Annotated in this window: 24 protein-coding genes; 4 read left to right on the forward strand and 20 right to left on the reverse strand. The window is 74.4% G+C overall.

All coding sequences use genetic code 11. The annotated features are described in order from the left end of the window. Positions 1–76: 76 nt before the first annotated feature. Entirely contained in the window at positions 77–559 is a 483-nt protein-coding gene (locus tag ACI769_RS18755; protein ID WP_031315710.1) for a CarD family transcriptional regulator, read from the reverse strand. Positions 560–1,001: 442 nt separating this feature from the next. On the opposite strand from ACI769_RS18755, the gene ACI769_RS18760 reads away from it, so the two are divergent. Together ACI769_RS18760 and ACI769_RS18765 are read left to right on the forward strand one after the other, a co-directional pair. Then, entirely contained in the window at positions 1,002–1,412 is a 411-nt protein-coding gene (locus ACI769_RS18760) for a hypothetical protein (protein ID WP_081895923.1), read from the forward strand. Between the two features lie 107 nt (positions 1,413–1,519). After that, positions 1,520–2,047 (forward strand): septum formation family protein, encoded by a 528-nt coding sequence (locus ACI769_RS18765; RefSeq protein WP_043653407.1) that lies wholly within the window; start codon positions 1,520–1,522, stop codon positions 2,045–2,047. Positions 2,048–2,144: 97 nt separating this feature from the next. Here the strand turns inward: ACI769_RS18765 and pstB are convergent, their stop codons facing one another. The 6 genes from pstB to ACI769_RS18795 all read right to left on the reverse strand — a co-directional run bounded on the left by pstB (position 2,145) and on the right by ACI769_RS18795 (position 8,473). Beyond that, positions 2,145–2,924 carry a phosphate ABC transporter ATP-binding protein PstB gene (gene pstB / locus ACI769_RS18770; RefSeq protein WP_034654020.1) on the reverse strand — a complete coding sequence of 260 codons (780 nt, stop codon included), beginning with the start codon at positions 2,922–2,924 and terminating at the stop codon, positions 2,145–2,147. Between the two features lie 15 nt (positions 2,925–2,939). Continuing rightward, entirely contained in the window at positions 2,940–3,923 is a 984-nt protein-coding gene (pstA, locus tag ACI769_RS18775) for a phosphate ABC transporter permease PstA (RefSeq protein ID WP_021481980.1), read from the reverse strand. Beyond that, positions 3,923–4,948, reverse strand: coding sequence for a phosphate ABC transporter permease subunit PstC (gene pstC, locus ACI769_RS18780; protein ID WP_034654023.1), 1,026 nt, complete (start codon positions 4,946–4,948; stop codon positions 3,923–3,925). The genes pstA and pstC overlap by 1 nt, the downstream gene beginning before the upstream one ends. A 100-nt stretch (positions 4,949–5,048) precedes the next feature. After that, entirely contained in the window at positions 5,049–6,188 is a 1,140-nt protein-coding gene (gene pstS / locus ACI769_RS18785; protein WP_021483683.1) for a phosphate ABC transporter substrate-binding protein PstS, read from the reverse strand. 276 nt (positions 6,189–6,464) lie between these two features. Further along, a complete protein-coding gene (locus ACI769_RS18790; RefSeq protein WP_076406159.1) occupies positions 6,465–7,169 on the reverse strand; it encodes a response regulator transcription factor in 705 nt (234 codons plus the stop codon). Then, positions 7,166–8,473, reverse strand: coding sequence for a sensor histidine kinase (locus ACI769_RS18795; RefSeq protein ID WP_409142096.1), 1,308 nt, complete (start codon positions 8,471–8,473; stop codon positions 7,166–7,168). The genes ACI769_RS18790 and ACI769_RS18795 overlap by 4 nt, the downstream gene beginning before the upstream one ends. A gap of 219 nt (positions 8,474–8,692) precedes the next feature. Between ACI769_RS18795 and phoU the strand changes: the two genes are divergently transcribed. Continuing rightward, complete coding sequence (phoU, locus tag ACI769_RS18800) at positions 8,693–9,376, forward strand: phosphate signaling complex protein PhoU (protein WP_021482507.1); 684 nt, start codon at positions 8,693–8,695, stop codon at positions 9,374–9,376. 93 nt (positions 9,377–9,469) lie between these two features. Here phoU and ACI769_RS18805 read toward each other — a convergent pair whose 3' ends face one another. After that, positions 9,470–10,207: a phosphoglyceromutase gene (locus tag ACI769_RS18805; RefSeq protein ID WP_021482508.1), complete on the reverse strand. Its 738-nt coding sequence runs from the start codon at positions 10,205–10,207 to the stop codon at positions 9,470–9,472. A gap of 174 nt (positions 10,208–10,381) precedes the next feature. On the opposite strand from ACI769_RS18805, the gene ACI769_RS18810 reads away from it, so the two are divergent. Continuing rightward, positions 10,382–10,822 (forward strand): nitroreductase family deazaflavin-dependent oxidoreductase, encoded by a 441-nt coding sequence (locus tag ACI769_RS18810; protein WP_043653402.1) that lies wholly within the window; start codon positions 10,382–10,384, stop codon positions 10,820–10,822. A 33-nt stretch (positions 10,823–10,855) separates the two neighbouring features. Here the strand turns inward: ACI769_RS18810 and mshA are convergent, their stop codons facing one another. From mshA to ACI769_RS18870, 12 genes are all read right to left on the reverse strand, one after another. Continuing rightward, the gene (gene mshA, locus ACI769_RS18815; protein WP_409142101.1) at positions 10,856–12,112 is read right to left on the reverse strand and encodes a D-inositol-3-phosphate glycosyltransferase; all 1,257 of its coding nucleotides are present in this window, start codon (positions 12,110–12,112) and stop codon (positions 10,856–10,858) included. 69 nt (positions 12,113–12,181) lie between these two features. Further along, entirely contained in the window at positions 12,182–13,393 is a 1,212-nt protein-coding gene (locus ACI769_RS18820; RefSeq protein WP_043653399.1) for a beta-propeller fold lactonase family protein, read from the reverse strand. Positions 13,394–13,509: 116 nt separating this feature from the next. Continuing rightward, the gene (locus ACI769_RS18825) at positions 13,510–13,851 is read right to left on the reverse strand and encodes an Lsr2 family protein (RefSeq protein WP_021483784.1); all 342 of its coding nucleotides are present in this window, start codon (positions 13,849–13,851) and stop codon (positions 13,510–13,512) included. 172 nt (positions 13,852–14,023) lie between these two features. Continuing rightward, the gene (locus ACI769_RS18830; RefSeq protein WP_021483783.1) at positions 14,024–14,203 is read right to left on the reverse strand and encodes a hypothetical protein; all 180 of its coding nucleotides are present in this window, start codon (positions 14,201–14,203) and stop codon (positions 14,024–14,026) included. Between the two features lie 27 nt (positions 14,204–14,230). Next, the gene (gene lysS / locus ACI769_RS18835; RefSeq protein WP_051027899.1) at positions 14,231–15,766 is read right to left on the reverse strand and encodes a lysine--tRNA ligase; all 1,536 of its coding nucleotides are present in this window, start codon (positions 15,764–15,766) and stop codon (positions 14,231–14,233) included. 102 nt (positions 15,767–15,868) lie between these two features. After that, positions 15,869–16,849: a carboxylating nicotinate-nucleotide diphosphorylase gene (gene nadC / locus ACI769_RS18840; RefSeq protein ID WP_396052746.1), complete on the reverse strand. Its 981-nt coding sequence runs from the start codon at positions 16,847–16,849 to the stop codon at positions 15,869–15,871. Between the two features lie 168 nt (positions 16,850–17,017). After that, the gene (locus ACI769_RS18845; RefSeq protein ID WP_086150980.1) at positions 17,018–18,709 is read right to left on the reverse strand and encodes an L-aspartate oxidase; all 1,692 of its coding nucleotides are present in this window, start codon (positions 18,707–18,709) and stop codon (positions 17,018–17,020) included. Next, positions 18,706–19,164 carry an aspartate 1-decarboxylase gene (gene panD / locus ACI769_RS18850; RefSeq protein ID WP_051028700.1) on the reverse strand — a complete coding sequence of 153 codons (459 nt, stop codon included), beginning with the start codon at positions 19,162–19,164 and terminating at the stop codon, positions 18,706–18,708. The genes ACI769_RS18845 and panD overlap by 4 nt, the downstream gene beginning before the upstream one ends. Before the next feature lie 53 nt (positions 19,165–19,217). Continuing rightward, positions 19,218–20,216, reverse strand: a complete 999-nt coding sequence (panC, locus tag ACI769_RS18855; RefSeq protein WP_409142097.1) for a pantoate--beta-alanine ligase — start codon at positions 20,214–20,216, stop codon at positions 19,218–19,220. Next, positions 20,213–21,256, reverse strand: coding sequence for a Rossmann-like and DUF2520 domain-containing protein (locus ACI769_RS18860; RefSeq protein ID WP_171468331.1), 1,044 nt, complete (start codon positions 21,254–21,256; stop codon positions 20,213–20,215). Before ACI769_RS18860 ends, panC begins: the two co-directional genes overlap by 4 nt. Next, on the reverse strand, positions 21,253–22,791 hold the full coding sequence (locus ACI769_RS18865) for a PH domain-containing protein (RefSeq protein WP_085387359.1): 1,539 nt from the start codon (positions 22,789–22,791) through the stop codon (positions 21,253–21,255). The genes ACI769_RS18860 and ACI769_RS18865 overlap by 4 nt, the downstream gene beginning before the upstream one ends. Continuing rightward, a complete protein-coding gene (locus ACI769_RS18870) occupies positions 22,788–23,306 on the reverse strand; it encodes a PH domain-containing protein (protein ID WP_043660504.1) in 519 nt (172 codons plus the stop codon). Before ACI769_RS18870 ends, ACI769_RS18865 begins: the two co-directional genes overlap by 4 nt. Positions 23,307–23,314: the final 8 nt, after the last annotated feature.

A 23,314-nucleotide genomic window follows, 5' to 3' on the forward strand; every position in this document is an offset into this window, starting at 1 on the left:
GGAGGGCGCCGTCCGTACGGACGGCGCCCTCCCCGGTGGTCTGTGGCGCTGACTGCGCGGGCCGCGGCCCGCGACGTCAGGAGGCGAGCACCTCGTCGAGGATCGCCTCGGCCTTGTCCTCCTCGGTGTGCTCGGCCAGCGCGAGCTCCGAGACGAGGATCTGCCGTGCCTTCGAGAGCATGCGCTTCTCGCCGGCGGACAGACCGCGGTCGGCGTCGCGGCGGGAGAGGTCGCGCACGACCTCGGCGACCTTGATCACGTCGCCCGACGCGAGCTTCTCGAGGTTCGCCTTGTACCGGCGCGACCAGTTGGTCGGCTCCTCGGTGTAGGGTGCACGAAGCACCTCGAACACGCGGTCGAGACCCTCCTGGCCGACGACGTCACGCACGCCGACGAGGTCGACGTTCTCGGCTGGGACTTCGATGGTCAGGTCGCCCTGCGCGACCTTGAGCTTGAGGTAGATCTTGTCCTCTCCGCGGATGGTGCGCGTCTTGATCTCCTCGATCAGTGCGGCTCCGTGGTGCGGGTAGACAACGGTCTCGCCTACTGTGAACGTCATCTGCAGATGTCCCCTTTCGCGGTGGTCCACCTTACCACGCGGAAGGGCGGAAATCCGAGCCCCTCGGCCCCTTGACAAGCCCGTCACCAGCACGTTCGCGCAGGTCAGAGCCGTGTCAGCGCGCCTGACGAATCTCGGGGAGGGGCCCCATCGGCCCCTTGCGAGCGCCCCGCGGGCCCTCTCAGGACCTTCACCTCGCCCGACGACCACCGTCCCGGCGCCCCCGGAGCCACGTGACGCCGCTCACGCCACGGTCGCGAGCCGGCCGTTCCGGCCGCCCGCGCCCTCCCGACGCACTAGGCTGGGCGCGGAATCCCGTCCCCCTTCTTGCAGCCCTGGAGTGCACGTGACCCGCATCCCGACCCCCCGAGCCTCGACCCGTGCGGAGTCCCGAGCGACCGGCCGTGCGCGCGCCTGGGCCGTGCCCCTCCTGGTCGCCGGTGTGGCCCTCGCGTCCGCCTGCTCCCCCATCGAGACGAACCGCCCGTACTCCCCCTCCGACGGCCTGCGGGTCGACCTCACCAGCGAGCTGCGCGGGCTCAACCTGCTCGTCGTGAGCGCGGAGGACGGCGAGCCGGGCGCCCTCGTCGGGGCCTTCGCCAACGACTCGACGGAGGACGTGGAGTTCGACGTGACGCCCGAGGGCGGCGCGCCGGTGACGATCCCCGTCGCGGCGGGCGAGACGGTCTACCTCGGCGCCGAGGACGGCTTCGACGCGCAGATCGGCCGCGTCGACGCGGAGCCGGGTGCGATGCTGCCCGTCACCGTGAGCGCGACGACGGGCGAGGAGCAGACCCTCTCCCTCCCCGTCCTCGACGGCACCCTCGAGGAGTACGCGCACCTCCTGCCGTGACCGCGCAGGTCGCGCCGGAGATCGGCTCGGCTCGTGTCACCGCCCGGCGCTAGCCTTCGCGTGCCGCCCCACCACCCTGGTCGGGGCCTCGTACCGAAGGAACCCTGGTGACCCTCCCCCGCTCCACCCGCCGGCCGCTCGTCCTCGTCGTGAGCGCCGTCGCCCTCGCCCTGACCGCGTCGGGCTGCGGCGCGATCCTCGACGAGATCTCCGGACCCGCCGACGCCCAGCGCGACGAGCCCGGCGGCGAGGTGACCGAGGCGTCGGACGCCGACGTCTTCTCGGTCCAGGTCGGCGACTGCATCGTCTCCTCGAAGCTGGACGACGCGGACCTGGTCGAGTCCGTGCCCGTCGTGCCGTGCTCGGAGCCGCACGACGCCGAGGTCTACGCCGAGACCGAGCTCCCCGCGGGCGACTACCCCGGTGACGAGGCCGTGACCACGAGCGCCGAGGAGTTCTGCTACGGCGCGTTCGAGCCGTTCGTCGGGCTCCCCTACGAGGAGTCGGCGCACGAGTACTGGTACTTCACGCCGCGCGCGGACGGCTGGACCCGGCAGGGCGACCGCGTGGTCCAGTGCGTCCTCGACACGAACGGCACCGACGTCACGGGCTCGCTCCAGGGCAGCGCGACCTGATTCCCCTGATCCGTCCCGCACGCACGACGGCGCCCCTCCCCGCGGGGGGAGGGGCGCCGTCGCGCGTCGGGCCGGGGCCGTGACGGACGGGCTCAGGTCACCCGAAGCGGCCGGAGATGTAGTCCTCGGTGGCCTGCTGCGTGGGCGAGGAGAACATCGTCGCGGTGTCGTCCATCTCGATGAGGCGCCCGGGCTTGCCGGTGCCCGCGATGTTGAAGAACGCGGTGCGGTCGCTCACGCGCGCCGCCTGCTGCATGTTGTGCGTGACGATGACGATCGTGTACTCGTCCTTGAGCTCGGCGATGAGGTCCTCGATCGCGAGCGTGGAGATCGGGTCGAGCGCCGAGCACGGCTCGTCCATGAGGAGCACCTGGGGCTTGACGGCGATCGCGCGCGCGATGCACAGGCGCTGCTGCTGGCCGCCGGAGAGGCCCGAGCCCGGGCGGTCGAGGCGGTCCTTCACCTCGTTCCACAGGTTCGCGCCGCGCAGCGACGACTCGACGAGGTCCTCGGCGTCGGCCTTCGAGATGCGCTTGTTGTTGAGCTTCACCCCCGCGAGCACGTTCTCCTTGATGGACATCGTGGGGAACGGGTTCGGCCGCTGGAAGACCATGCCGACCTGGCGGCGGACGGCGACCGGGTCGACGTCGTCGCCGTAGAGGTCGACGCCCTCCATCGCGACGGTCCCCTCGACGCGTGCGCCGGGAATCACCTCGTGCATGCGGTTGAGCGTCCGCAGGAACGTCGACTTGCCGCAGCCGGACGGGCCGATGAAGGCCGTCACGGACTGGGGTTCGATCGTCATGCCGACGTCCTGCACCGCGAGGAAGTCGCCGTAGTAGATGTTGAGGTCCTTGACGTCGATGCGCTGTGCCATCGGGGCTGTCCTGTTCTAGCGGAGGGTCTTGGGCGCGAACCAGCGGGTGACGAGTCGCCCGACGAGGTTGAGCAGCATGACGATGAGGATCAGCGTCAGGGCGGCCGCCCAGGCCCGGTCGTAGTTGATGTCGGGGAGGCACACGGCGTCGGTGACGTTGCTGCAGGGCACCAGGCCCTGGCTGTACTGCCGGTAGACGTACACCGGGAGCGTCATCATGCGGCCCTCGAAGAGGTTGCCGTTGATCGAGTCGACGACGCCGACCGTGATGAGGAGCGGCGCCGTCTCGCCGATGACACGCGCGACGGCGAGCATGACGCCCGTCGTGATGCCGGCGATCGACGTGCGGAGCACGACCCGCACGACGGTGAGCCACTTGGGCACGCCGAGCGCGTAGGCGGCCTCGCGCAGCTCGTTCGGCACGAGCCGGAGCATCTCCTCGCACGAGCGCACGACGACCGGGATCATGAGGACGGACAGTGCGACCGAGCCGACGATGCCCATGCGCACCCCCGGCCCGAACAGCACCGCGAAGAGCGCGTACGCGAAGAGGCCCGCGACGATCGACGGGATGCCGGTCATGACGTCGACGAAGAACGTCACGGCGCGCGCGAGCGGCCCGCGCCCGTACTCGACGAGGTAGATCGCGGCGAGCAGGCCGATCGGCACCGAGATCACCGCGGCGCCGAGGGTGATGAGGAGCGTGCCGAGGATCGCGTGGTAGATGCCGCCCGCGTCCATGCCGCCGAAGACGCCGCGCATCGAGTGCGTGAGGAAGTAGACGTCGAACCGCTCCATGCCGTGCACGACGACGGTCCACGCGACGGACACGAGGGGCACCATCGCGAGCGCGAACGCGCCCCACATGAGGACCGTCATGGTGCGGTCCTTGCGGCGACGTCCGGCGTCCGCGCCGCGCAGGAGCGCGCGCACGGACGCGGTGCGCTCCGGGTCCGGTGCGGAGGCCCCGCGCGCGGGGCTGGTGCTGAGGGCGCTCATCAGTTGGCTCCCGAGAAGTCCTTGCGCCGCGCGACGATCGCGCGGGCGCCCATGTTGACGAGCAGGGTGATGACGAACAGCGCGAGGCCCGTCGCGATGAGGGCGCTCACCCCGAGCGGGTTCGCCTCGGGGAAGTCCGCCGCGATGTTCGCGGCGATCGTCTGCTGCTGCCCCGCCTGCAGGATCTTGAACGAGTAGAGGAGCCCGGGCGAGAGGATCATGAGCACGGCCATCGTCTCGCCGAGCGCGCGCCCGAGGCCGAGCATCGCGGCCGAGATGACGCCCGACCGCCCGAACGGGATGACCGCGGTGCGGATCATCTCCCAGCGCGTCGCGCCGAGGGCGAGCGCGGCCTCCTCGTGGAGCTTCGGCGTCTGGAGGAACACCTCGCGGCTCACGGCCGTGATGATCGGCAGGATCATCACAGCGAGCACGAGCGCGACGGTGAGCAGGACGCGACCGGTCGGCGACGCCGGGCCGGCGAAGAGCGGGAACCACCCGAGGGTGTCGGCGAGCCAGGACCACACCGGCACGACGACCGGCGGGAGGACGAGCGAGCCCCACAGGCCGTAGACGACGCTCGGGATCGCCGCGAGGAGGTCGACGACGTAGCCCAGGGTCGAGGCGAGCCGGCGGGGCGCGTAGTGGGAGATGAACAGCGCGATGCCCATCGCGACGGGCGTCGCGAGCACGAGCGAGAGCGCCGCCGCGAGCAGCGTGCCGAAGATCAGCGGCCCCACGAACGACAGGAGCGACGCGCCCTCGGGGAACCACGCGACCTGCTCGCTCAGCTCGGCCCCGCCCGCGCTGAGCGCGGGCCACGCCCGCAGCAGCAGGAAGATCGCGACCGCGGCCAGCACGGCGAGGATGAGCGCGCCGGCACCCGTCGCGGTCCAGCGGAACGCGCGGTTCACGCCGCGGTCGCTGTTGCGGGCGCGGCGGCGCGAGGTGCCCGCGCGACGCGCGGGCTCGGACGAGCCGCCCGGCGCGGGGCCCGGCGTCGTGGGTGGGGCTGTGGTGGTCACTCTCGTGCTCCCGGTGTGCTGTCCTGCGGCGTACGGTCTGGTCGCGGGTCGGGGGCGACGGGGCCCGCAGGCCCCGCCGCCCCCCGGCGCCCGGCGGTCGTCAGCCGGCGGCGCCGACCGTGATGGCCTCGACGGCCGCGTGGACGTCCGTGCGCAGGTCCTCCGAGATCGGCGCGCTGCCCGCGGCCGACGCGGAGGCCGACTGGCCCTCCTCGCTCGAGACGTAGGTGAGGAACGCCTTGACGAGGTCGCCCGTCGCCTCGTCCTCGTAGTTGAGGCACGCCACCGCGTACGAGACGAGCACCAGCGGGTAGGCGCCGGCCTCGGTCGTGGTGCGGTCCAGCTCGACCGCGATGTCGTGCTCGTGCCGGCCCTCGACGCGCGGCGACGCGTCGACGACCTTGGCAGCGGCCTCCGGGGAGTAGGCGACCCACTCCTCGCCGACCTTGATCTTCGCGGTGCCGAGGTCGCCGGCCTTCGAGGCGTCGGCGTAGCCGATGGTGCCCTCGCCGCCCTGGACGGTCTGCACGACGCCGGACGTGCCCTGCGCGGACTCGCCGCCCTGCGTCGGCCAGTCGCCGCTCGGCTCGTGGCCCCACGCGTCGCCCGCGGTCGCGGCGAGGTACTCGGTGAAGTTCTCGGTGGTGCCCGACTCGTCGGAGCGGTGGACGGGCGTGATCGCCACGTCGGGGAGCGTCGCGTCGGGGTTGTCGGCGGCGATCTCCGGCGCGTTCCACTGCGTGATGGTGCCGTTGAAGATGCCCGCGATCGTGGCCGGGGCGAGGTTCAGCTCGGCGACCTCCGGCAGGTTGTAGATGATCGCGATCGGGCTGACGTAGACGGGGAGGTCGATCGCGCCGTCGGGGCCGCAGACGGCCTGCGACTGGGTGATCTCCTCCTCCTTGAGCACCGCGTCGGAGCCGGCGAACGCGACGCCGCCCTCGAGGAACTGGGTGCGGCCACCGCCGGAGCCGACCGGGTCGTAGTTGACCGTGACGTCGGGGTTCGCGCTCTGGAACCCGGCGCGCCACGCCTCCATGGCGGACTCCTGCGAGCTCGCGCCCGCACCGTTGAGCTCACCGCTGAGGTCGCTCGCGGTCTCGGACGAGCCCTCGGAGGAACCACCGGTGGAGCCGTCGGCGCCGCCGACGGGGTCGTCCGACCCGCACGCGGCGAGGGTCAGGGCGAGCGCGCCGACCGCGACGGCGGATCCTGCACGGGAGAATCGGCTGAGCTTCACTCTTCGTTCCATCCTGTTCACGCGTCTCGTGCCACCAGCGAGCGCCGGTGACGATCCCGACGCTAGGAGCGCCGGGTGACGCGTTCCCCGAGAGCGGGTGAACGACGGATGAACAGTGCACAGACCTTCCGTGCCGGGCTGCCGGCTCGCGCGGCGGGCCCCGCGGCGTCGGACGACGACGGCCCGGTGCGTCCGCGAGGGACGCACCGGGGCCGTCGTGCCGGCAGTCGCGCCGGTCGTTCGTGCCGGACGGGACCGCCGGACGGGACCGTCGGGTCAGGCCTGCCCGACGCCGTCGGCGATCTTGTAGCCGAGGCCCCGCACCGTGAGGAGGTAGCGCGGGCTCGCGGGCTCGGGCTCGATCTTCGACCGGATGCGCTTGACGTGGACGTCGAGGGTCTTGGTGTCCCCCACGTAGTCCGTGCCCCACACCCGGTCGATGAGCTGCCCGCGCGTGAGCACGCGACCGGCGTTGCGCAGGAGCAGCTCGAGGAGCTCGAACTCCTTGAGCGGGAACGGCACGACCTCGCCGTCCACGCTCACGGTGTGCCGCTCGACGTCCATGCGGACGGGACCGACCTCGAGCGCGCTCTCCGCGACCGGTTCGGCGCCGGCCTCCCCACCCTTGCGGCGCAGGACGGCGCGCACGCGCGCGAGCAGCTCGCGGAACGAGTACGGCTTGGTCACGTAGTCGTCCGCGCCCAGCTCCAGGCCGACGACCTTGTCGATCTCCGAGTCCTTCGCCGTGAGCATGATGACGGGGACGTCGCCGCGCTGGCGCAGCTCCCGGCACACCTCCGTGCCGCTCAGGCCGGGGAGCATGAGGTCGAGCAGGACGAGGTCCGCGCCGTCGGCGTCGTACCGCTCCAGCGCCTCCGTGCCCGTCGCCGCCTCGACGACGTCGAAGCCCTCGCGCCGCAGCTGGTACGTCAGCGGGTCGCGGTACGACTCCTCGTCCTCCACCACCAGGATGCGCGTCACGCGCCTACCTCCTTGTTCGGTGCGCCCGCTTCCGGGGCGCCGTCGTCCGACGCGTGCCCGTGCGGCGCGCGCTCGTGCTCGTCCGGTGCGCGACCCTCCGTCGCGTGCCCGTCGGGTGCCTGCTCGGCCACCCGGTCGGTCACCGCGCCGCGCGTCCGCGCGGCCGGGACGTTCGCCGCCGGGATGCGGAGCGTGAAGGTCGACCCGCGGCCCGGCTCGGACCACATCGTCACCTCGCCGCCGTGGTCGGCGGCGACGTGCTTGACGATGCTCAGCCCGAGGCCGGTGCCCCCGGTGTCGCGCGAGCGCGCCGGGTCGACGCGGTAGAACCGCTCGAAGACCCGCGCCTGCTCGTCGGCCGCGATCCCGATGCCCTGGTCCACGACGGCGATCTCGACGAGGTCGCCCGACCGGGTCACGCCGACGCCGACGCGCGTGTTCTCGCCCGAGTAGGCGACCGCGTTGTCGAGGAGGTTGCGCACCGCGGTGACGAGCAGGTTGTGGTCGCCGTAGACCGCGGCGTCCAGCTCGCCGCCCGTCGTGAGCACGATGCCCTTGCCCTGCGCGGTCGTGCGGGCGCGGTCGACGGCCTCCTCGACCACGCCGCGCACCGGCACGACCGTCACCTCCTGCAGGGCTCCCGCGACCTGGAGCCGCGACAGCTCGATGATCTCCTGGACGAGCGCGGACAGGCGCGTCGCCTCGGACTGCATGCGTGCGGCGAACCGGCGCACCGCCACCGGGTCGTCCGCGGCGTCCTGGACGGTCTCCGCGAGCAGCGCGAGCGCGCCCACCGGCGTCTTCAGCTCGTGGGACACGTTGACGACGAAGTCGCGGCGGATCGCCTCGACGCGCCGCGCCTCCGTCCGGTCCTCCGCGAGCACGAGCACGTGGTGCGGGCCCACCTGGGCCACGCGCACCTGGAGCATCACCGTGCCCCGGCCGACGGGACCGCGCGGGAGCTCGAGCTCCTCGTCGCGGATCACGCCGTCCCGGCGCACGTCGTCGATCATGTCGCGGATCGCGGCGTGGGCGATCGCGTCGCCGCGCACGACCCCCAGCGCGTACGCGGGCGGGCTGGCCCGCACGACCTCCCCCTCGCCGTCGAGCACGACGGCGGCGGACCGCAGCACGGCCAGCACCCGGACGAGGCCCTCGTCGAGCTCCGGCGCGGTCTCCTCGCGCACGGCGCGCTGCTGCCGCTCGCTCACGCGGAACGCGATCGCGGCGATCACGCCGACGACGATGCCCACGACACCGGCGAGCAGCACGGTCACGCCCTCGATCAGACTCTCGGCTTGCACCCGTCCAGCGTACGGTCGCGCGCGCTCCCTCCCGGCCCCACCGGACCCTGGGCGGGCCCGATCCGCCAAGAGTTCACCTGACGGCGCACTGGTGTTCACCGGCCGGTCGACCACGCCTGCGAGCGTGTCAGGAGCCGACGGCGTGCCCGGGCGCCTCCCGGCGCGTCGGGGCGCACGCCGTCACGGACCGGACCGACCGGTCACGACGAGAGGGAAGCGATGCGGGAGATCTTCGAGGCCGAGCTGAAGCAGGTCGGCGACGACCTGGCCGAGATGAGCCGGCTGGTGGAGTCGGCCGTGAACCGCGCCGGGCAGGCGCTCCTCACGGCGGACCTGCAGCTCGCGCAGTCGGTGATCGGCGACGACCACACGATCGACGCCCTCGAGCGCGAGCTCGACGAGCGCTGCGTGCTGCTGCTCGCGCAGCAGCAGCCCGTCGCGACCGACCTGCGGGTCGTCGTCAGCGCGCTTCGCATGAGCGCCACGCTGGAGCGCATGGGCGACCTCGCGCGCCACATCGCGCAGGTCGCGCGCGGCCGCTACCCGGGCCGCGCGATCGAGCCGTCGCTGCACCGCACGTTCGAGCAGATGCACGACGCCGCCGTCCGCGTCGCGCGGCGCACCACGACGCTCCTCACGACGCGCGACCTCACCGTCGCCGCGAACATCGAGCGTGACGACGACCTGCTCGACAAGCTGCACCAGGACACGTTCAGCGCGCTGCTCGACGGCACGTGGACGGGCACGCCGCAGGAGACGGTCGACGTCACGCTCGTGGGCCGCTACTACGAGCGCTTCGGCGACCACGGGGTGTCGATCGCCAAGCGCGTGACGTACCTCGTGACCGGCGAGTTCGCCGACGACCGCGGCGCACCCGCGGGCACCACGCGCGCGACCGCCTGACACGCCGCCGGGAGCGCCCGCTCGACCGGCGCAGACGACCGTGGCCCGTCCGGATCTCCGGACGGGCCACGGTCGTGCGGGGGGTGGGGCCGGTCAGCGGCCCTGGTTCGCGACCGCCGCGGCGGCCTCGGCGGCGGCCTCGGGGTCGAGGTAGCGGCCGCCCTTCGTGACGGGCTTGAGGTCCTCGTCGAGCTCGTAGAGCAGCGGGATGCCGGTCGGGATGTTGAGCGCGGCGATGTCCTCGTCGGAGATGCCGTCGAGGTGCTTGACGATCGCGCGCAGCGAGTTGCCGTGCGCGGCGACCAGGACGGTCTTGCCCGCCTTGAGGTCGGGGACGACCTCGCCGTCCCAGTACGGCAGGGCGCGCTCGAGCACGTCCTTGAGGCACTCGGTGCGCACGACGGGGGCGTCGGCGTAGCGCGGGTCCGTGTCCTGCGAGAACTCGGAGCCGAGCTCGATCTCGGGCGGCGGGACGTCGTAGGAGCGGCGCCAGAGCATGAACTGCTCCTCGCCGAACTCCTCGAGGGTCTGCTTCTTGTTCTTGCCCTGGAGCGCACCGTAGTGCCGCTCGTTGAGGCGCCAGGACCGCTTCACGGGGATCCAGTGGCGGTCGGCCGCGTCGAGCGCGAGGTTCGCCGTCGTGATGGCGCGGCGCAGGAGCGAGGTGTGCACGACGTCGGGCAGGACGCCGGCCTCCGTGAGGAGCTGACCGCCGCGCTTCGCCTCCTCGGTGCCCTTCTCCGACAGGGCGACGTCCACCCAGCCGGTGAACAGGTTCTTGGCGTTCCATTCGCTCTCGCCGTGGCGGAGCAGCACGAGGGTGTAGGTCATGCCTCCATCCTGCCGCACGGCCCGGCGCGGCGGCACGCGCGTCCCACGTGGTGGTGACCGTCGCCGCGCGGCGTGGGACGAAGGTCCGGCCGTCCCGGGCCGCCCGAGCAGCGCCGCGCCACGGCCGGGGGCGCGGCCGGGAATCAGCGCGCCGTCGCGCACGTTCTCTCCCGCATGCCGATCGACGGAGAGTACGCACCGAGCCCGAGCACCTGGTCCCGCGAGCAGGCGGAGGCCTACGAGTCGTCCGGCGGGACGCGCAGCACGACCATGAACGGGATGCCCGTCGTCGTCCTCACGACGCTCGGGCGCCGCAGCGGCAAGGTCCGCAAGACCCCGCTCATGCGGGTCGAGCACGACGGCGCGTACGCGGTCGTCGCGTCGCTCGGCGGCGCGCCGAAGCACCCGGTCTGGTACCTCAACGTGCTCGCGCACCCGCGGGTCGAGCTGCAGGACGGCACCGAGCGGCACGACTACGTCGCGCGCGAGGTCCACGGCGAGGAGAAGGCGCTGTGGTGGGAGCGCGCGGTCGCGGCCTACCCGCCGTACGCCGACTACCAGGAGAAGACGTCGCGGGAGATCCCCGTCCTCGTGCTGGAGCGCGCGGACGACTGAGCCCGGCGTGACCCCGCGTACCGGTCCGCGCGGTCAGCGCGCCGCGCGGACCTTCTTCGCCTGCGCGTAGACGTCGAGCATGCGGACCGCCGCGACGTCCCACCCGAACCGCTCCCCCGCGCGTCGGGCGCCCTCGCCGAGGGTCGCGAGGCGGGCGTCGTCGGCGAGCAGGTCCGCGAGGACGCGCGCCCAGGTCTCCGGGTCGTGGTCGGCCACGAGGACGCCGGAGACCTGATCCTCCACCACGGTCCGCAGCCCGCCGACGGCGGCCGCGACCACGGGCGTGCCGCTCGCCTCCGCCTCGGCCGCGACGAGCCCGAACGTCTCGTTGTGCGAGGGGACGGCGACGACGTCGGCCGCCCGGTACCAGCGCACGAGCTCGTCGCGCGGGACGGGCGGGCGCACGACGAGGCGGTCGCTCACGCCCACCTGGTAGGCGAGGGCCTCGAGCTCGCGAACGGCCGTCGGGCGGCCGCTGGGCCCGCCGAGCACGACGAGCGTCGGCACGGGCTCCCCGCGCGCGGCGAGGACGCCGAGCGCCCGGACGAGCACGTCCGGGCCCTTGAGCGGCTGCACGCGCCCGGCGAAGAGGACGAGGCCGCCGTCGGCGGGCAGACCCAGCTCGGCCCGCAGCGCGCGTCGCCGCTCGCGGCGCGCCCGGGCGTCGCCGGTCGTGGCGCCCGGCGCCGGGGAGAACAGCTCGAGGTCCACGCCCGGCGGCACGACGTGCACGCGCGCCGGGTCGGCCGCGTAGTCGCGCACGAGGTCCTGCGCCTCCGCGTCCGTGCTCGCGACGAGCGCGTCCGCCTCCGCGACGACCTGCTCCTCGCCGATGATGCGCCCGAGCGGCTCGGGCGCGTCACCCGGCGCGAGCGCCGCGTTCTTCACGCGCGCGAGCGTGTGCATGGTGTGGACGAGCGGGACGTCCCAGCGGTCGGCGGCGAGCCACCCGACCTGCCCCGAGAGCCAGTAGTGCGTGTGCACGACGTCGTACCATCCCTCGCGGTGCCGCGCCTCGGCCCGGAGCACCCCGGCCGTGAACGCGCAGAGCTGGCCCGGGAGGTCGTTCTTGTCGAGCCCTTCGAAGGGCCCGGCGGCGACGTGGCGCACCGTCACGCCGTCGGACACCTCGACCACGGGCGGCTGGCTCGACGCCGTCGCGCGCGTGAAGATCTCGACCTGCGTGCCGCGGCGCGCGAGCGCGTGCGCGAGCTCGGTGACGTACACGTTCATGCCGCCCGCGTCGCCGGTGCCCGGCTGGTCGAGCGGCGACGTGTGCACCGAGAGCATCGCGACCCGCAGCGGGTCCGACGGGTCGGGGGCGGTTCCGCCCGGCAGGTCGAGCGTCGTCACGGCGGGTCAGGCCTCCACGACGCACGCCGGGGCCGGGAGCGCGAGCACGTCGAGCACCTGGGCGGCGCCGTCCGAGCGGCGCACGCGCAGGAGCGCGAGGTTCGACGTCGGGGCGTCCGGGCCGGCCACGGCGGGCCGCTCGATGAGCGGGTCGTCGTTCTGGTTCGCCACGACGACGAGGTCGTGCAGGGGCGCGTCGGCGTCCCCCTGGTCGGCCTCGGCGCCCGACCCGGCGCCGGTCGCGGCTCCGAGGATCGCGAAGTGGCGCGGCCACGCGCCGCCCACGGGCGAGTCGGCGAGGTGGCGCAGCGTGGGCACGCCGCCGTCCGGCCCCGGCTCGACCGCGTGCACCGCGAGCACGTCGGCGCCGCGCACCGCGGCGAGGACGCGCGTGCCGTCCGCCGTGACGGCGACGTGCGAGGGGTAGTTCCCGCCGTCGGCCGGAGCAGCGGCGTGCGTGACGTCGTAGCGCGCGACGACGTCGTAGGTGCGCACGCCGTCCGGCCCGTCCACCGGGGAGAGCAGGAACAGCGCCGGGTCCAGCTCGCCGACGACGACGAGGTGCCCCGACGGCAGCGCCGCGAGGTGGCGCGGGCCCGTGCCGGGCGGGAAGGTCGCGACGACGCGGGCCGTCGAGCCGTCGGGCGCGGCCGGGTCGTGCCGGCGCAGCTCGTCGGTGCCGAGGTCGACGACGAGCACCGCGCCGCTGCCGTCGTCCGCCGCGCCGAGGTGCGCGAGGGGCGCGACGAAGTGCGCGTGCGGCCCCTCCTGGCGGTCGGCGACCGGGCCGGTCCCCGCGTGCGGCTGCCGGCGCGGCCCGGCGTCGGACGCGGTCGTGTCGAGAGCGCCGTCGTCCGTCGTCGGCACGACCGTGAGGACGCCGTCGCCGTAGTTCGCGACGAGCACGTCACCGCTCACGGCGACGTGGCACGGGTACGAGCCGCCCGTGGCGACCGGGCCGCCCCGAGGGGCGAGGGCGCCGTCGGGCCCGACGGCGAACGCCGAGACCGAGCCGGCCTCCGTCTCCCCCACCGCGTAGAGCGTGTCGCCGTCGAGCGCCAGGAACGACGGCGACCCCGACGCGGCGGCGAGCGTGCCGCCCCCGAAGGAGCCGGTGCCCGCGGCCGGGTCGACGTCGAGCTCGACGCGCCACACGCCCTCCGCGCCGCTCGGGTGCGGGTAGGTGCCGATCCAGAGGGCGCGGGTCGCGGAGGTCATGCCCCGAGCCTAGTTCTCCGCGCGGGCGGCTCGGCACGAGCGCCCCCGGCGCACGAGAAGGGCGCCCGGCCGACGTGTCGTCGGCCGGGCGCCCCGGTGCTCGGTGAGACGACGCGTCAGTGCGCGGCGTCGTACGCGGTCTGGATCTCCTGGGAGATCCGACCACGGTCGTTGACCGTGTAGCCGTTGGCACGGGCCCACTCGCGGACCTCGGTCGCACGGGCCGAGCCGGACGAACGACCGCCGCCGCTGCGGCGGGCCGGCCGGGCCGAGCTCGTGCGGGACGAGACCTTGCGCGCGTTGCCGACCCACGAGGCAAAGGCGTCGCGCAGCTCTTGGGCATTCTTCGTGCTGAGGTCGATCTCGTAGGAGACGCCGTCGAGTGCGAACGTGACGGTCTCGTCGGCCGCACCCCCGTCGAGATCGTCGACGAGAATTACCTGGACTTTCTGGGCCACTGTGGTTTCCTCACGCTTCACAGGAATTGCTGTCGCCGTCAGGATGCCACCGCGAATGGCGAGCGTCAATTGAACACGCCGCGCCGACGGAACGTGCGCGCCGTACCCGACGGGCAATTCTTGGACGGAGGTCCATCATTTCGGGACGCCGCCCGAGGGCCTTCCGCGGAGATCAGGAGTCGTGCGCGGGAGCAGCATTCCCGCGCGCGGCGGATTCCTGTTCCGCGTCGAGACGCGCCAGCGCGGCGCGCTCGTTGCGGTCCGCGCGCACGATCGCGCGCATCGCGACATAGAAGAGCACGCCGACGCCGATCGACGGGATCAGCGCCGCGAGGGTGGGCCAGATGTCCATGCTGTCGGTCCTAGGTTCTCGGCCGCGCTACTGCGCGGGCTTCACGAGCGGGAAGAGGATGGTCTCGCGGATGCCGAGACCGGTGAGCGCCATGAGCAGGCGGTCGATGCCCAGGCCCATCCCGCCGGACGGCGGCATCGCGTACTCCATCGCGGTGAGGAAGTCCTCGTCGATGCGCATGGCCTCCTCGTCGCCGGCCGCGGCGAGCAGGGCCTGCGCCTCGAACCGCTGCCGCTGGACCACCGGGTCCACGAGCTCGGAGTACGCCGTCGCGAGCTCGACGCCGCGCACGTAGAGGTCCCACTTCTCGACCTGCCCGCGCACCGTGCGGTGGTCGCGCGTCAGCGGCGAGGTCTCGACCGGGAAGTCCCGCACGAACGTGGGTGCCACCAGGTGATCTCCCACGAGGTGCTCCCACAGGCCTTCGACGAGCTTTCCGTGATTGACGTTCTTCGGGTCGAAGGAGAGCTCGTGCTTGTCCGCGAACGCCCGCAGCGTCTCGACCGACGTCTCGGGGGTGATGTGCTCGCCCAGCGCGTCCGAGAGCGAGTCGTACATCTTCAGCTGCGTCCATTCCCCGCCGAGGTCGTACTCCGTGCCGTCGGCGAGCGTCACGAGCGTCGTGCCGAGAGCATCCTGCGCGGCGCGCTGGACGAGGTTCTGGGTGAGCACGGCCATCGTGTCGTAGTCGCCGTAGGCCTCGTACGCCTCGAGCATCGCGAATTCCGGCGAGTGCGTGGAGTCCACGCCCTCGTTGCGGAAGTTGCGGTTGATCTCGAACACCTTCTCGACGCCGCCGACGGCCGCGCGCTTGAGGAACAGCTCGGGCGCGATGCGCAGGAACAGGTCGATGTCGAACGCATTCATGTGCGTCTCGAACTGGCGCGCGGCGGCACCCTCCGGACGCGTCTGGAGCATCGGGGTCTCGACCTCGACGAAACCGCGCTCCCAGAAGTTCTCGCGGATCGAGCGCACGACGGCGGCGCGCAGGCGCACGGTGTCGCGTGCGGCCGGGCGGGCGATGAGGTCGACGTAGCGCTGGCGCACGCGCGCCTCCTCCGAGAGCTCCTTGTGGAGCACCGGGAGGGGACGCAGCGCCTTCGCGGCGATCTGCCACGCGTCCGCGAACACGCTCAGCTCGCCGCGGCGCGAGCTGATGACGCGGCCGTGCGCGAACAGGTGGTCGCCGAGGTCGACGTCGGACTTGAACGCCGCGAGCGACTCCTCCCCGACCACGGCCTGGCTGAGCATGACCTGCAGGCGGTTCCCCTCGCCGTCCTGCAGCGTGGCGAAGCACAGCTTGCCGGTGTTGCGCAGGTACACCACGCGGCCGGCGACGCCGACCTCGTCCTGCGTCTCCTCGCCCGTCTCCAGGTGCGCGTACGCGGCACGGACCTCGGCGATCGTGGTCGTGCGCGGCACCGAGACGGGGTAGGGCTCGTCGCCGCGCGCGAGAATCCGTTCGCGCTTCTCGCGGCGGACCTGCATCTGCTCGGGCACGTCGTCGACGTGGTCCTCGGGCTCGGGCACGGCAGGAGAGGGGGTTCCGGCGGGGGAGGTCACCCCTGGATTCTACCGACGCTCCCGCGTCCCCGAGGTAGAGCCGTGGTCGCGCGAGGTAGAGCCGTGGTCCGCCGAGGTAGAGCCGTGGTGGTGACCGGGGCTCTACCTCGCGGGACCGGGGCTCTCCCTCGGCGGGAGGGTGGGGAGGAGGTCGAGCGCGAGGTCGAGGATCGGGGCCGAGTGGGTGAGCGCGCCGACGGACAGGTAGTCGACGCCGGTGCCCGCGACCTCGCGCGCGCGGTCCAGGGTGAGGTTGCCCGTCGCCTCGAGCTCCACCTTCGCCGGGACGCCGTCGGTCCCCTCGCGCGCCCGCACGGCCGCGACCGTGTCGGCGAGCACCGGCGTCGGCATGTTGTCCAGGAGCAGGAAGTCGGCGCCCGCCGACAGCGCCTCGAGCGCCTGCGCCGTGGTGTCGGCCTCGACCTGCACGAGCACGTCGGGGAACGCCCGGCGGATCGCCTCGATCGCGGCGCTCACCGACCCCGCGGCCACGACGTGGTTGTCCTTGACCATCGCGACGTCGTACAGGCCCATGCGCTTGTTCGTGCCGCCGCCCGCGCGGACCGCGTACTTCTCGAGCGCGCGCAGCCCGGGGGTCGTCTTGCGCGTGTCGAGCACCTGGGCGCCGGTGCCGGCGAGCTCCCGCGCCCACGCGCGCGTCGCCGTCGCGACGCCCGACGCGCGGCTCGCGAGGTTGAGCAGCGTGCGCTCCGCCGTGAGCAGCACCTGGACGGGGCCGGTCAGCGCGGCGAGGACACGGCCGCGACCCACGGCCTCGCCGTCGGACGCGACGAACGTCACCTCGACGGGCGGGAGGCCAAACCGCTGAGCGACCTGCCGCGTCACCTCCTCGACCACGACGAGGCCCGCGACGACCCCGTCCGCGCGGGACACGAGGTGCGCGGTCCCGGTGGCCGACGCCGGCACCGTCGCCTGGGTGGTCACGTCGCGCCCGGGCACGGGGCCCAGGTCCTCGTCGAGCGCCCGCGCGACGGTCTCGGCGATCCACGCCGGGTCGAGGCCGGGCTCCACGCGGGACGGGACGGCGGGCGGTGCTCCGCCGTCGGCGGGACGGGCGGGCACGGGCTCGGCAGGGCTGCTCACGGTCCCCCACGCTATCCGCTCGCGTGCCCGCAGCGCGCCGGTGCCCGACGGCTCCCGGCCGCCGGCCGCCCACGCCGTCGCGCAGGACCGCGGTCGTGCGGGCCCGCGGTCGTGCAGGCCCGCGGTCGCGAGGTCGCGCGCCGCGCCTCAGCGGACGAGCAGGGTCCCGTCCGCGCCGAGCGAGACGAGCACGCGCCGCTCCCACGCGGGGTCGCTCGCCGGGAAGTCGGTGCGGAAGTGGCCGCCGCGGCTCTCGGTGCGCAGCGCCGCCGCGGCGGTGAGCGCGGTCGCGACCTGGTGCACGTTCGTCGTCTCCCACTCCGCGGCCTGCGGCTGCGCGACGACGTCGCTCGCCTCGTGCGCGTCGGTGCGGACCGCGGCGAGGCGGGCGGCGGCGGCCGCGAGCCCGTCGCCGTCGCGCAGGACGCCCGGGCCCGCGGACGCGATCGACTGGATGCGCGACCGCGCGGCCGCCGCCACGAGGGCCGACGGCCCCGGACGGTCGACGGGCTCGCCCACCTCGAGCTCGCCCGCGGCCACGCGCTCCGTGATCTGCCGCGCCGCGCGGTGGGCGAACACGAGCCCCTCGAGCAGCGAGTTCGACGCGAGGCGGTTCGCGCCGTGCACGCCCGTGCACGCGACCTCGCCGATCGCGTAGAGACCGTCGACGGTGGAGCGACCGTGCAGGTCCGTCACGACGCCGCCCGAGTGGTAGTGCTGCGCGGGCGCCACGGGGACGGGCTCCTCGGTCCAGTCGAGCCCGTTCTCGGCGAGCCGCTCGGTGATCGTCGGGAAGCGCGCGCGCAGGAACTCGGCGCCGAGGTGCCGGGCGTCGAGCAGCACGTGGTCCGAGCCGGTCGCGGCCATCTGCCGCACGATCGCGTGCGCGACGACGTCGCGCGGCGCGAGCTCGGCCATGGGGTGCTGCGCGGGCATGAACCGGTGGCCGTCGGTGTCGAGGAGGATCGCGCCCTCGCCGCGCACGGCCTCGGAGATGAGCGGGAGCTGCCCCTTGGCGCCGAGGCCGAGCCACAGCACCGTGGGGTGGAACTGCACGAACTCGAGGTCGCCGAGCGTCGCGCCCGCGCGCAGCGCCGCGGCGATGCCGTCGCCCGTGGCCTGCGGCGGGTTGGTCGACGAGCGGAACACCTGCCCCACTCCCCCGGTGGCGAGCACGACGGCGCGCGCGAGGACCGCACCGACGCCGTCGCGCGAGCCCTCGCCGCGCACGTGGAGGGTCACGCCGCACGCGCGGGCAGCGCGGTCGCCCGAGCCGTCGGTCGTCAGCACGTCGAGCACGAGCGCGTTCTCGATGACCTCGATGCCCGGGTCGCGGCGCACGGCCTCGAGCTGCGCGACGAGCGCCCGCGAGATCTCCGCGCCCGTGGCGTCGCCGCCCGCGTGCGCGATCCGGTCGGCGTGGTGCCCGCCCTCGCGCGTGAGGGCGATGTCGCCGTTGGCCGCCCGGTCGAAGTTCGCGCCGCGCGCGACGAGCTCGCGCACGCGCGCGGGGCCCTCGGTGACGAGCACCTCGACGGCCGCCGGGTCGCACACGCCGGCCCCTGCGACGAGCGTGTCCGCGAGGTGCGCCTCGGGCGAGTCCTCGGGGTCGAGCGCGGCCGCGATGCCGCCCTGCGCCCAGACCGTCGACCCGGACGACAGCTCGCCCTTGGTGACGAGCAGGACGTGCGGCACGCGCGTGCGCAGCTCGAGCGCGGCGGTGAGGCCGGCGATGCCCGAGCCGACCACCACGACGTCCGCCGTCGTCGTCCACCCCGGTGCGGGGGCGGCGAGGGACCGGGCGAGGTGGGGCGCGGACGCCCCGCCGGCCCGGGTCACGCGGGGCGCACCGCGGAGGCCACGCCGCCGTCGTCGACCGCGCCGCGGAACGGGGCGAACGGCAGGCCGCTCGCCTCGAGGCCGTGGCCCGCGGGCACGAGCCCGGGCTCGTCGGAGAGCTCGACGATGCGGTTCTGCTCGTCCACGAAGACGACGTTCGGCAGGTAGGTGCGCGCGTCGGCGTCGTCGAGCATGCCGTAGGCGATGAGGATGACGACGTCGCCCGGACTCACGAGGTGCGCGGCGGCGCCGTTGATGCAGATCTGGCCCGCACCGCGCTCGCCCGGGATGACGTACGTCGTCAGGCGCGCGCCGTTGGTGACGTCCACGACGTCGACCTGCTGGCCCGGGTAGAGGTCCGCGGCGTCGAGCAGGTCGGCGTCCACGGTGATCGAGCCGACGTAGTGCAGGTCGGCCTGCGTCACCGTCGCGCGGTGGATCTTGCCGATCATCATAGGTCGCTGCAGCGACGCCGGACGTCGCGGCGGGCTCGGCGGGGTCTGCGCGGTCACGCGGTTCCTCCAGGTGCGGGGGCACGGCCCGCGGGGTCCGCCGCCCGGGTCGCGGGCGGCACGATCTCGACGGCCGTGTTGTCGATGAGACGCGTGGTGCCCACGCGTGCCGCCACCAGGAGGAGCCCGGGGCCGACGGCGCCGGGCGCCAGGTCCTCCACGGTAGCGGGATCGACGAGCACCACGTAATCGACGTCAACGCCGTCGGTGGCCTCCAGGATTCCCCGCGCGGCGGCGAGCACGGACGGCGCGTCCTCCCCCGCGGCCGCGGCGTCCCGCCCGGCGCGCAGCGAGCGGCTCAGCGCGAGCGCGTGCTCGTGCTCGGCCGGGGACAGGTACGCGTTGCGCGACGACCGCGCGAGGCCGTCCGCCTCGCGCACGGTCTCGACGGCCAGGACCTCCACGTCGAGGTCGAGGTCGGCGACCATGCGGCGCACCGCGAGGAGCTGCTGCGCGTCCTTCGCCCCGAACACGGCGACGTCCGGCCGCACGAGGTGGAGCAGCTTGAGCACGACCGTGAGCACGCCGTCGAAGTGCCCGGGCCGCGACGCGCCCTCCAGCACCGTCCCGATGCGCCCCGACGTCACCCGCACGATCGGGCCGTCGGCCGAGCCCAGGTCGGGGTAGAGCTCGTCGACGGGCGGCGCGAAGACGACGTCGGCCGCCGCGTCAGGGCCCGCCGCGGCGAGCAGCGCCACGTCGGCCGCGACGTCGCGCGGGTAGCGCTCGTAGTCCTCGCCGGGGCCGAACTGCAGCGGGTTGACGAAGTCCGTCACGACGACCTGGCCGACGGCGCCCGCCTCCGCGCGCGCCCGGCGCACGAGCTCGAGGTGCCCGGCGTGCAGCGCGCCCATGGTCATGACGACGACGCGGCGACCGTGCGGGTGCTCGGCGCGCCACGCGTCGAGGGTGGTGCGCAGCGCGGCGCGCGTCGTCACGACGGCCGGGGTCCCGGTTGCGGGGGGCCCGGCGTCCGGGCGGGGGGTGCTCGTCATGCTCGTCCTTCGTCGTGCGGGTCCTGCGGGTCGGGCCGGTCCTGCTGGTCGTGCCGGTCCTGCTGGTCGTGCCGGTCCTGCGGGTCGGGCGCGGGCGCGTCGAGCGCGTCGAGAAGATCGCGGGCCGCACGCTCGCCGAGCCGGCCGCCCGCGAGCGCACGGTGCGTCGCGGCGCGGCTCAGCGCCCGGTACGACGGCGGCACGTCCGCCGCGTCGCTCGTCGCAGCGAGCGCGTCCAGGGCGGCGAGGTGCTCGCGGACGGTGCCGACGTCGCCCCGCGCCACGGGCCCGGTGAGCCCGAGGAGCGCCCCGGCGCCCGCGCCCGTCCCCGACTCGGCGCCCGCGTCGGCGCCCCGCGTCGCGCCGTCGAGGGCGGCAGCGAGGAGCGGCGCGAGCGCGCGCCCGGGCTGGTCGACGCCCGCGGCCTCGAGCGCCTGCGCGGCCTGCGCGACGAGCACGACGAGGTGGTTCGCGCCGTGCGCGAGGGCCGCGTGGTAGAGCCCGCGCGACTCCTCCGCGACGACGACGGGCTCCCCGCCGAGCTCGACGACGAGCGCCTGCCCGATCGGCAGGACCGGGCCGGGCGCGGTGACGGCGAACGTCGTGCCCTCGAGCCGCGCGAGGTCGAGCGACGTGCCGGTGAACGTCATGGCGGGGTGCAGCGCGAGCGGGATGGCGCCGGCGGCGCGCGCGGGGTCGAGGACGGCCGTGCCGTAGCGGCCCGACGTGTGCACGACGATCTGGCCGGGCTGCCACGCCCCCGTCTCGGCGAGGCCGCGGACCAGGGCCGGGAGCGCGTCGTCGGGCACGGCGAGGAGCACGAGCTCGGCGCGCTCCACGACCTGCGGGACCTCGAGGACGGGCACCCCCGCGAGGAGGGTCTCGATGCGGTCGCGCGACGCGTCGGACACGCCGCTCGCGCCCACGACCGCGTGGCCGACGGCACGCAGGGCGCTGCCGAGGACCGCCCCGACGCGGCCGGCCCCGACGACGCCGACCCCGAGCCGCCCGGGGCGGCGACCGCCGTCCGCGGCGCTCACGCGTTCTCCTCGAGCGGGACGTCGTCGCGGCGCATCCAGAGCTCCGGCCCCGCGTGCGCGCGGGCCTCGCGGGCGCGCTCGGCCTGGGTGTCGAGGAGGCGCGCGGCATCGCCCGCGTCGAGGTGTCGCACCTGGGGCGAGACCGGACCCGGCGTCGAGTGCACGGTGAACGACGCGACCTCGAGCCGGCGCTGCAGCGGGCCCTGCTCGAGCCCGAGCGACTGGGTGCGCTCGTGGGGCACGACGACGAGGGTGCGGAACACGCGCCCGCCGCGCAGCAGGAGGGCGCGGTCGGTGACGCTGAAGCCGTTGCGCCGCCACGCGACGAGATCCAGCAGGCGCGCACGGCGCGGGGACGCGACGAAGTGCTGCCCGGCGTCGAGCCCGGACAGGCCCTCGTCGAGCAGGCCGCGGGGGTCGGGCGTGCCGAGGTCCGGCAGCACGAGCCACAGGGCCGCGAGCGCCTCGTCGCGCGTGCCGACGGGCAGGAGCACGCTCGTGCTGTCCGTCCCGTCGGTGCTGACGCCGTAGCCCGCGACGTTGACGTCGACGCGCCACCAGTCGGGCCCGCGCCAGAACGGGCCCTGCCGCAGCCGCACGGCCTGGACGCGACCGGGCGGGATCGTCTGCGAGCGGGTCTCCAGCAGGCCGTGGCGCAGGCGGATGCCGTCGGGCGAGATGGCGGACCGGAAGCCGAACTCGCCCGTGAACCGGGAGAACAGGAACCCGCCGAAGCCGAGCACGGCGGGCAGCGCGCTGAACAGGATCCCGATCTCGCGCGTGCCGACGACGACGCCCGCGATGCCGAGCACACCGAGGACGAGGCCGACCGTCGCGCCCGACCGCAGGAGCGAGGCGACGAGCCGACCCGGCCCGACGGCGGTCACGGGCTGCTCGGGCGCCTCGGCGACGAACGACGGCGCGTCCGTCGCGGGGACCGTGACCTCTCCGGCCGGCGTGCCGACGGTGCCGGGAGAGCCGGGGACCGCGGTCGCACCCGGGGCGCCCGTCGCCGTCGCGGCGGCCGGGCGCTCGCGCGCGACCCGCAGGCCCGCGGCGCGCGCGAGGAGGTCGTTGCGCAGCCGGTTCGCCTCCGCCTCCTTGAGGAAGCCGAGCTTCACGCCCGAGTCCGCTCCCCCGGCGACCTCGAGCTTGAGCTCCGCGAGCCCGAAGAACCGGGCGAGGAGCGGCTGCACGACGTCGACCGCCTGGAGCCGGTCGAGCCGCGCCTTGCGCTGCTGCCGGAACAGCACACCGGTGCGCAGGTGCACCGACTCGTCGTCGACCGCGTAGCTCGTCATGCGCCACGCGACCGCCGAGTACCCGAGCCCCACGAGCCCCACCACGAGGATGCCGAGGAGGATCATCCACCAGCGGTCGCCCTCGAGGAGGTTCTCCCCCTCGGGCAGCCCGTTGAGCGTCTGCTGGCCGACGACGACCAGGAGCACCGCGATGACAGTCCAGCCCCGCACGAGCGGGGTGACCGGGTGCACCCGGTGCCACACGAGGTCGTCGGTGGCCGGTGCGTCGTTCACAGGCCCGCCAGCCTCGCCTCGCCGCGCGACGCGAGCCGGTCGCGCAGGCGCTCCGCCTCGGCGGGCTCGAGACCGTCGATCGTCGCGTCGGTCGACGCGGACGCCGTGTGGAGCTGGACCTGGGCGATGCCGAGCTTGCGCGCGAGCGGCCCGGCCTGGACGTCGACGTACTGCATGCGGCCGTAGGGCACGACGACGAGCGTGCGGAACATGATGCCGTGGCGGATCAGGAGGTCGTCGTCACGCTCCGCGTAGCCGATCGCGCGGACCTGGCGCGGCACGAGGACGGCCGCCCACAGGCCCAGGAGCGCGAGCACGCCGAGCACGAGCCACTGCCACCAGTGCGGGAAGAGGATCGCGAGCACGACCACGGCGACGGCCGGGACCGCGAGCGTGATGCCCACGGACAGCAGGCGCGCCGTGACGAGCCGCGGCGACACGCGCGTCCACTCGATGCCGGGCGGGTCGAAGGGGCCGGTGCCGCGGGGGTCCTGGTCCCGTGCAGGGTCGGTCATGCGTCGAT

Origin of the sequence: Cellulosimicrobium sp. RS, assembly GCF_046159675.1 — a bacterium.
GTDB lineage: Bacteria > Actinomycetota > Actinomycetes > Actinomycetales > Cellulomonadaceae > Cellulosimicrobium > Cellulosimicrobium funkei.

Coding starts and splice junctions, on each gene's coding strand:
- panD (WP_051028700.1), bottom strand. CDS start 19,164: ATGATGATCGGCAAGATCCACCGCGCGACGGTGACGCAGGCCGACCTG.
- ACI769_RS18830 (WP_021483783.1), bottom strand. CDS start 14,203: ATGGACATCTGGCCCACCCTCGCGGCGCTGATCCCGTCGATCGGCGTC.
- ACI769_RS18870 (WP_043660504.1), bottom strand. CDS start 23,306: ATGACCGACCCTGCACGGGACCAGGACCCCCGCGGCACCGGCCCCTTC.
- phoU (WP_021482507.1), top strand. CDS start 8,693: ATGCGGGAGATCTTCGAGGCCGAGCTGAAGCAGGTCGGCGACGACCTG.
- ACI769_RS18820 (WP_043653399.1), bottom strand. CDS start 13,393: ATGACCTCCGCGACCCGCGCCCTCTGGATCGGCACCTACCCGCACCCG.
- pstA (WP_021481980.1), bottom strand. CDS start 3,923: ATGAGCGCCCTCAGCACCAGCCCCGCGCGCGGGGCCTCCGCACCGGAC.
- ACI769_RS18810 (WP_043653402.1), top strand. CDS start 10,382: ATGCCGATCGACGGAGAGTACGCACCGAGCCCGAGCACCTGGTCCCGC.
- ACI769_RS18755 (WP_031315710.1), bottom strand. CDS start 559: ATGACGTTCACAGTAGGCGAGACCGTTGTCTACCCGCACCACGGAGCC.
- mshA (WP_409142101.1), bottom strand. CDS start 12,112: ATGCTCTCGGTGCACACGTCGCCGCTCGACCAGCCGGGCACCGGCGAC.
- pstB (WP_034654020.1), bottom strand. CDS start 2,924: ATGGCACAGCGCATCGACGTCAAGGACCTCAACATCTACTACGGCGAC.
- panC (WP_409142097.1), bottom strand. CDS start 20,216: ATGACGAGCACCCCCCGCCCGGACGCCGGGCCCCCCGCAACCGGGACC.
- ACI769_RS18805 (WP_021482508.1), bottom strand. CDS start 10,207: ATGACCTACACCCTCGTGCTGCTCCGCCACGGCGAGAGCGAATGGAAC.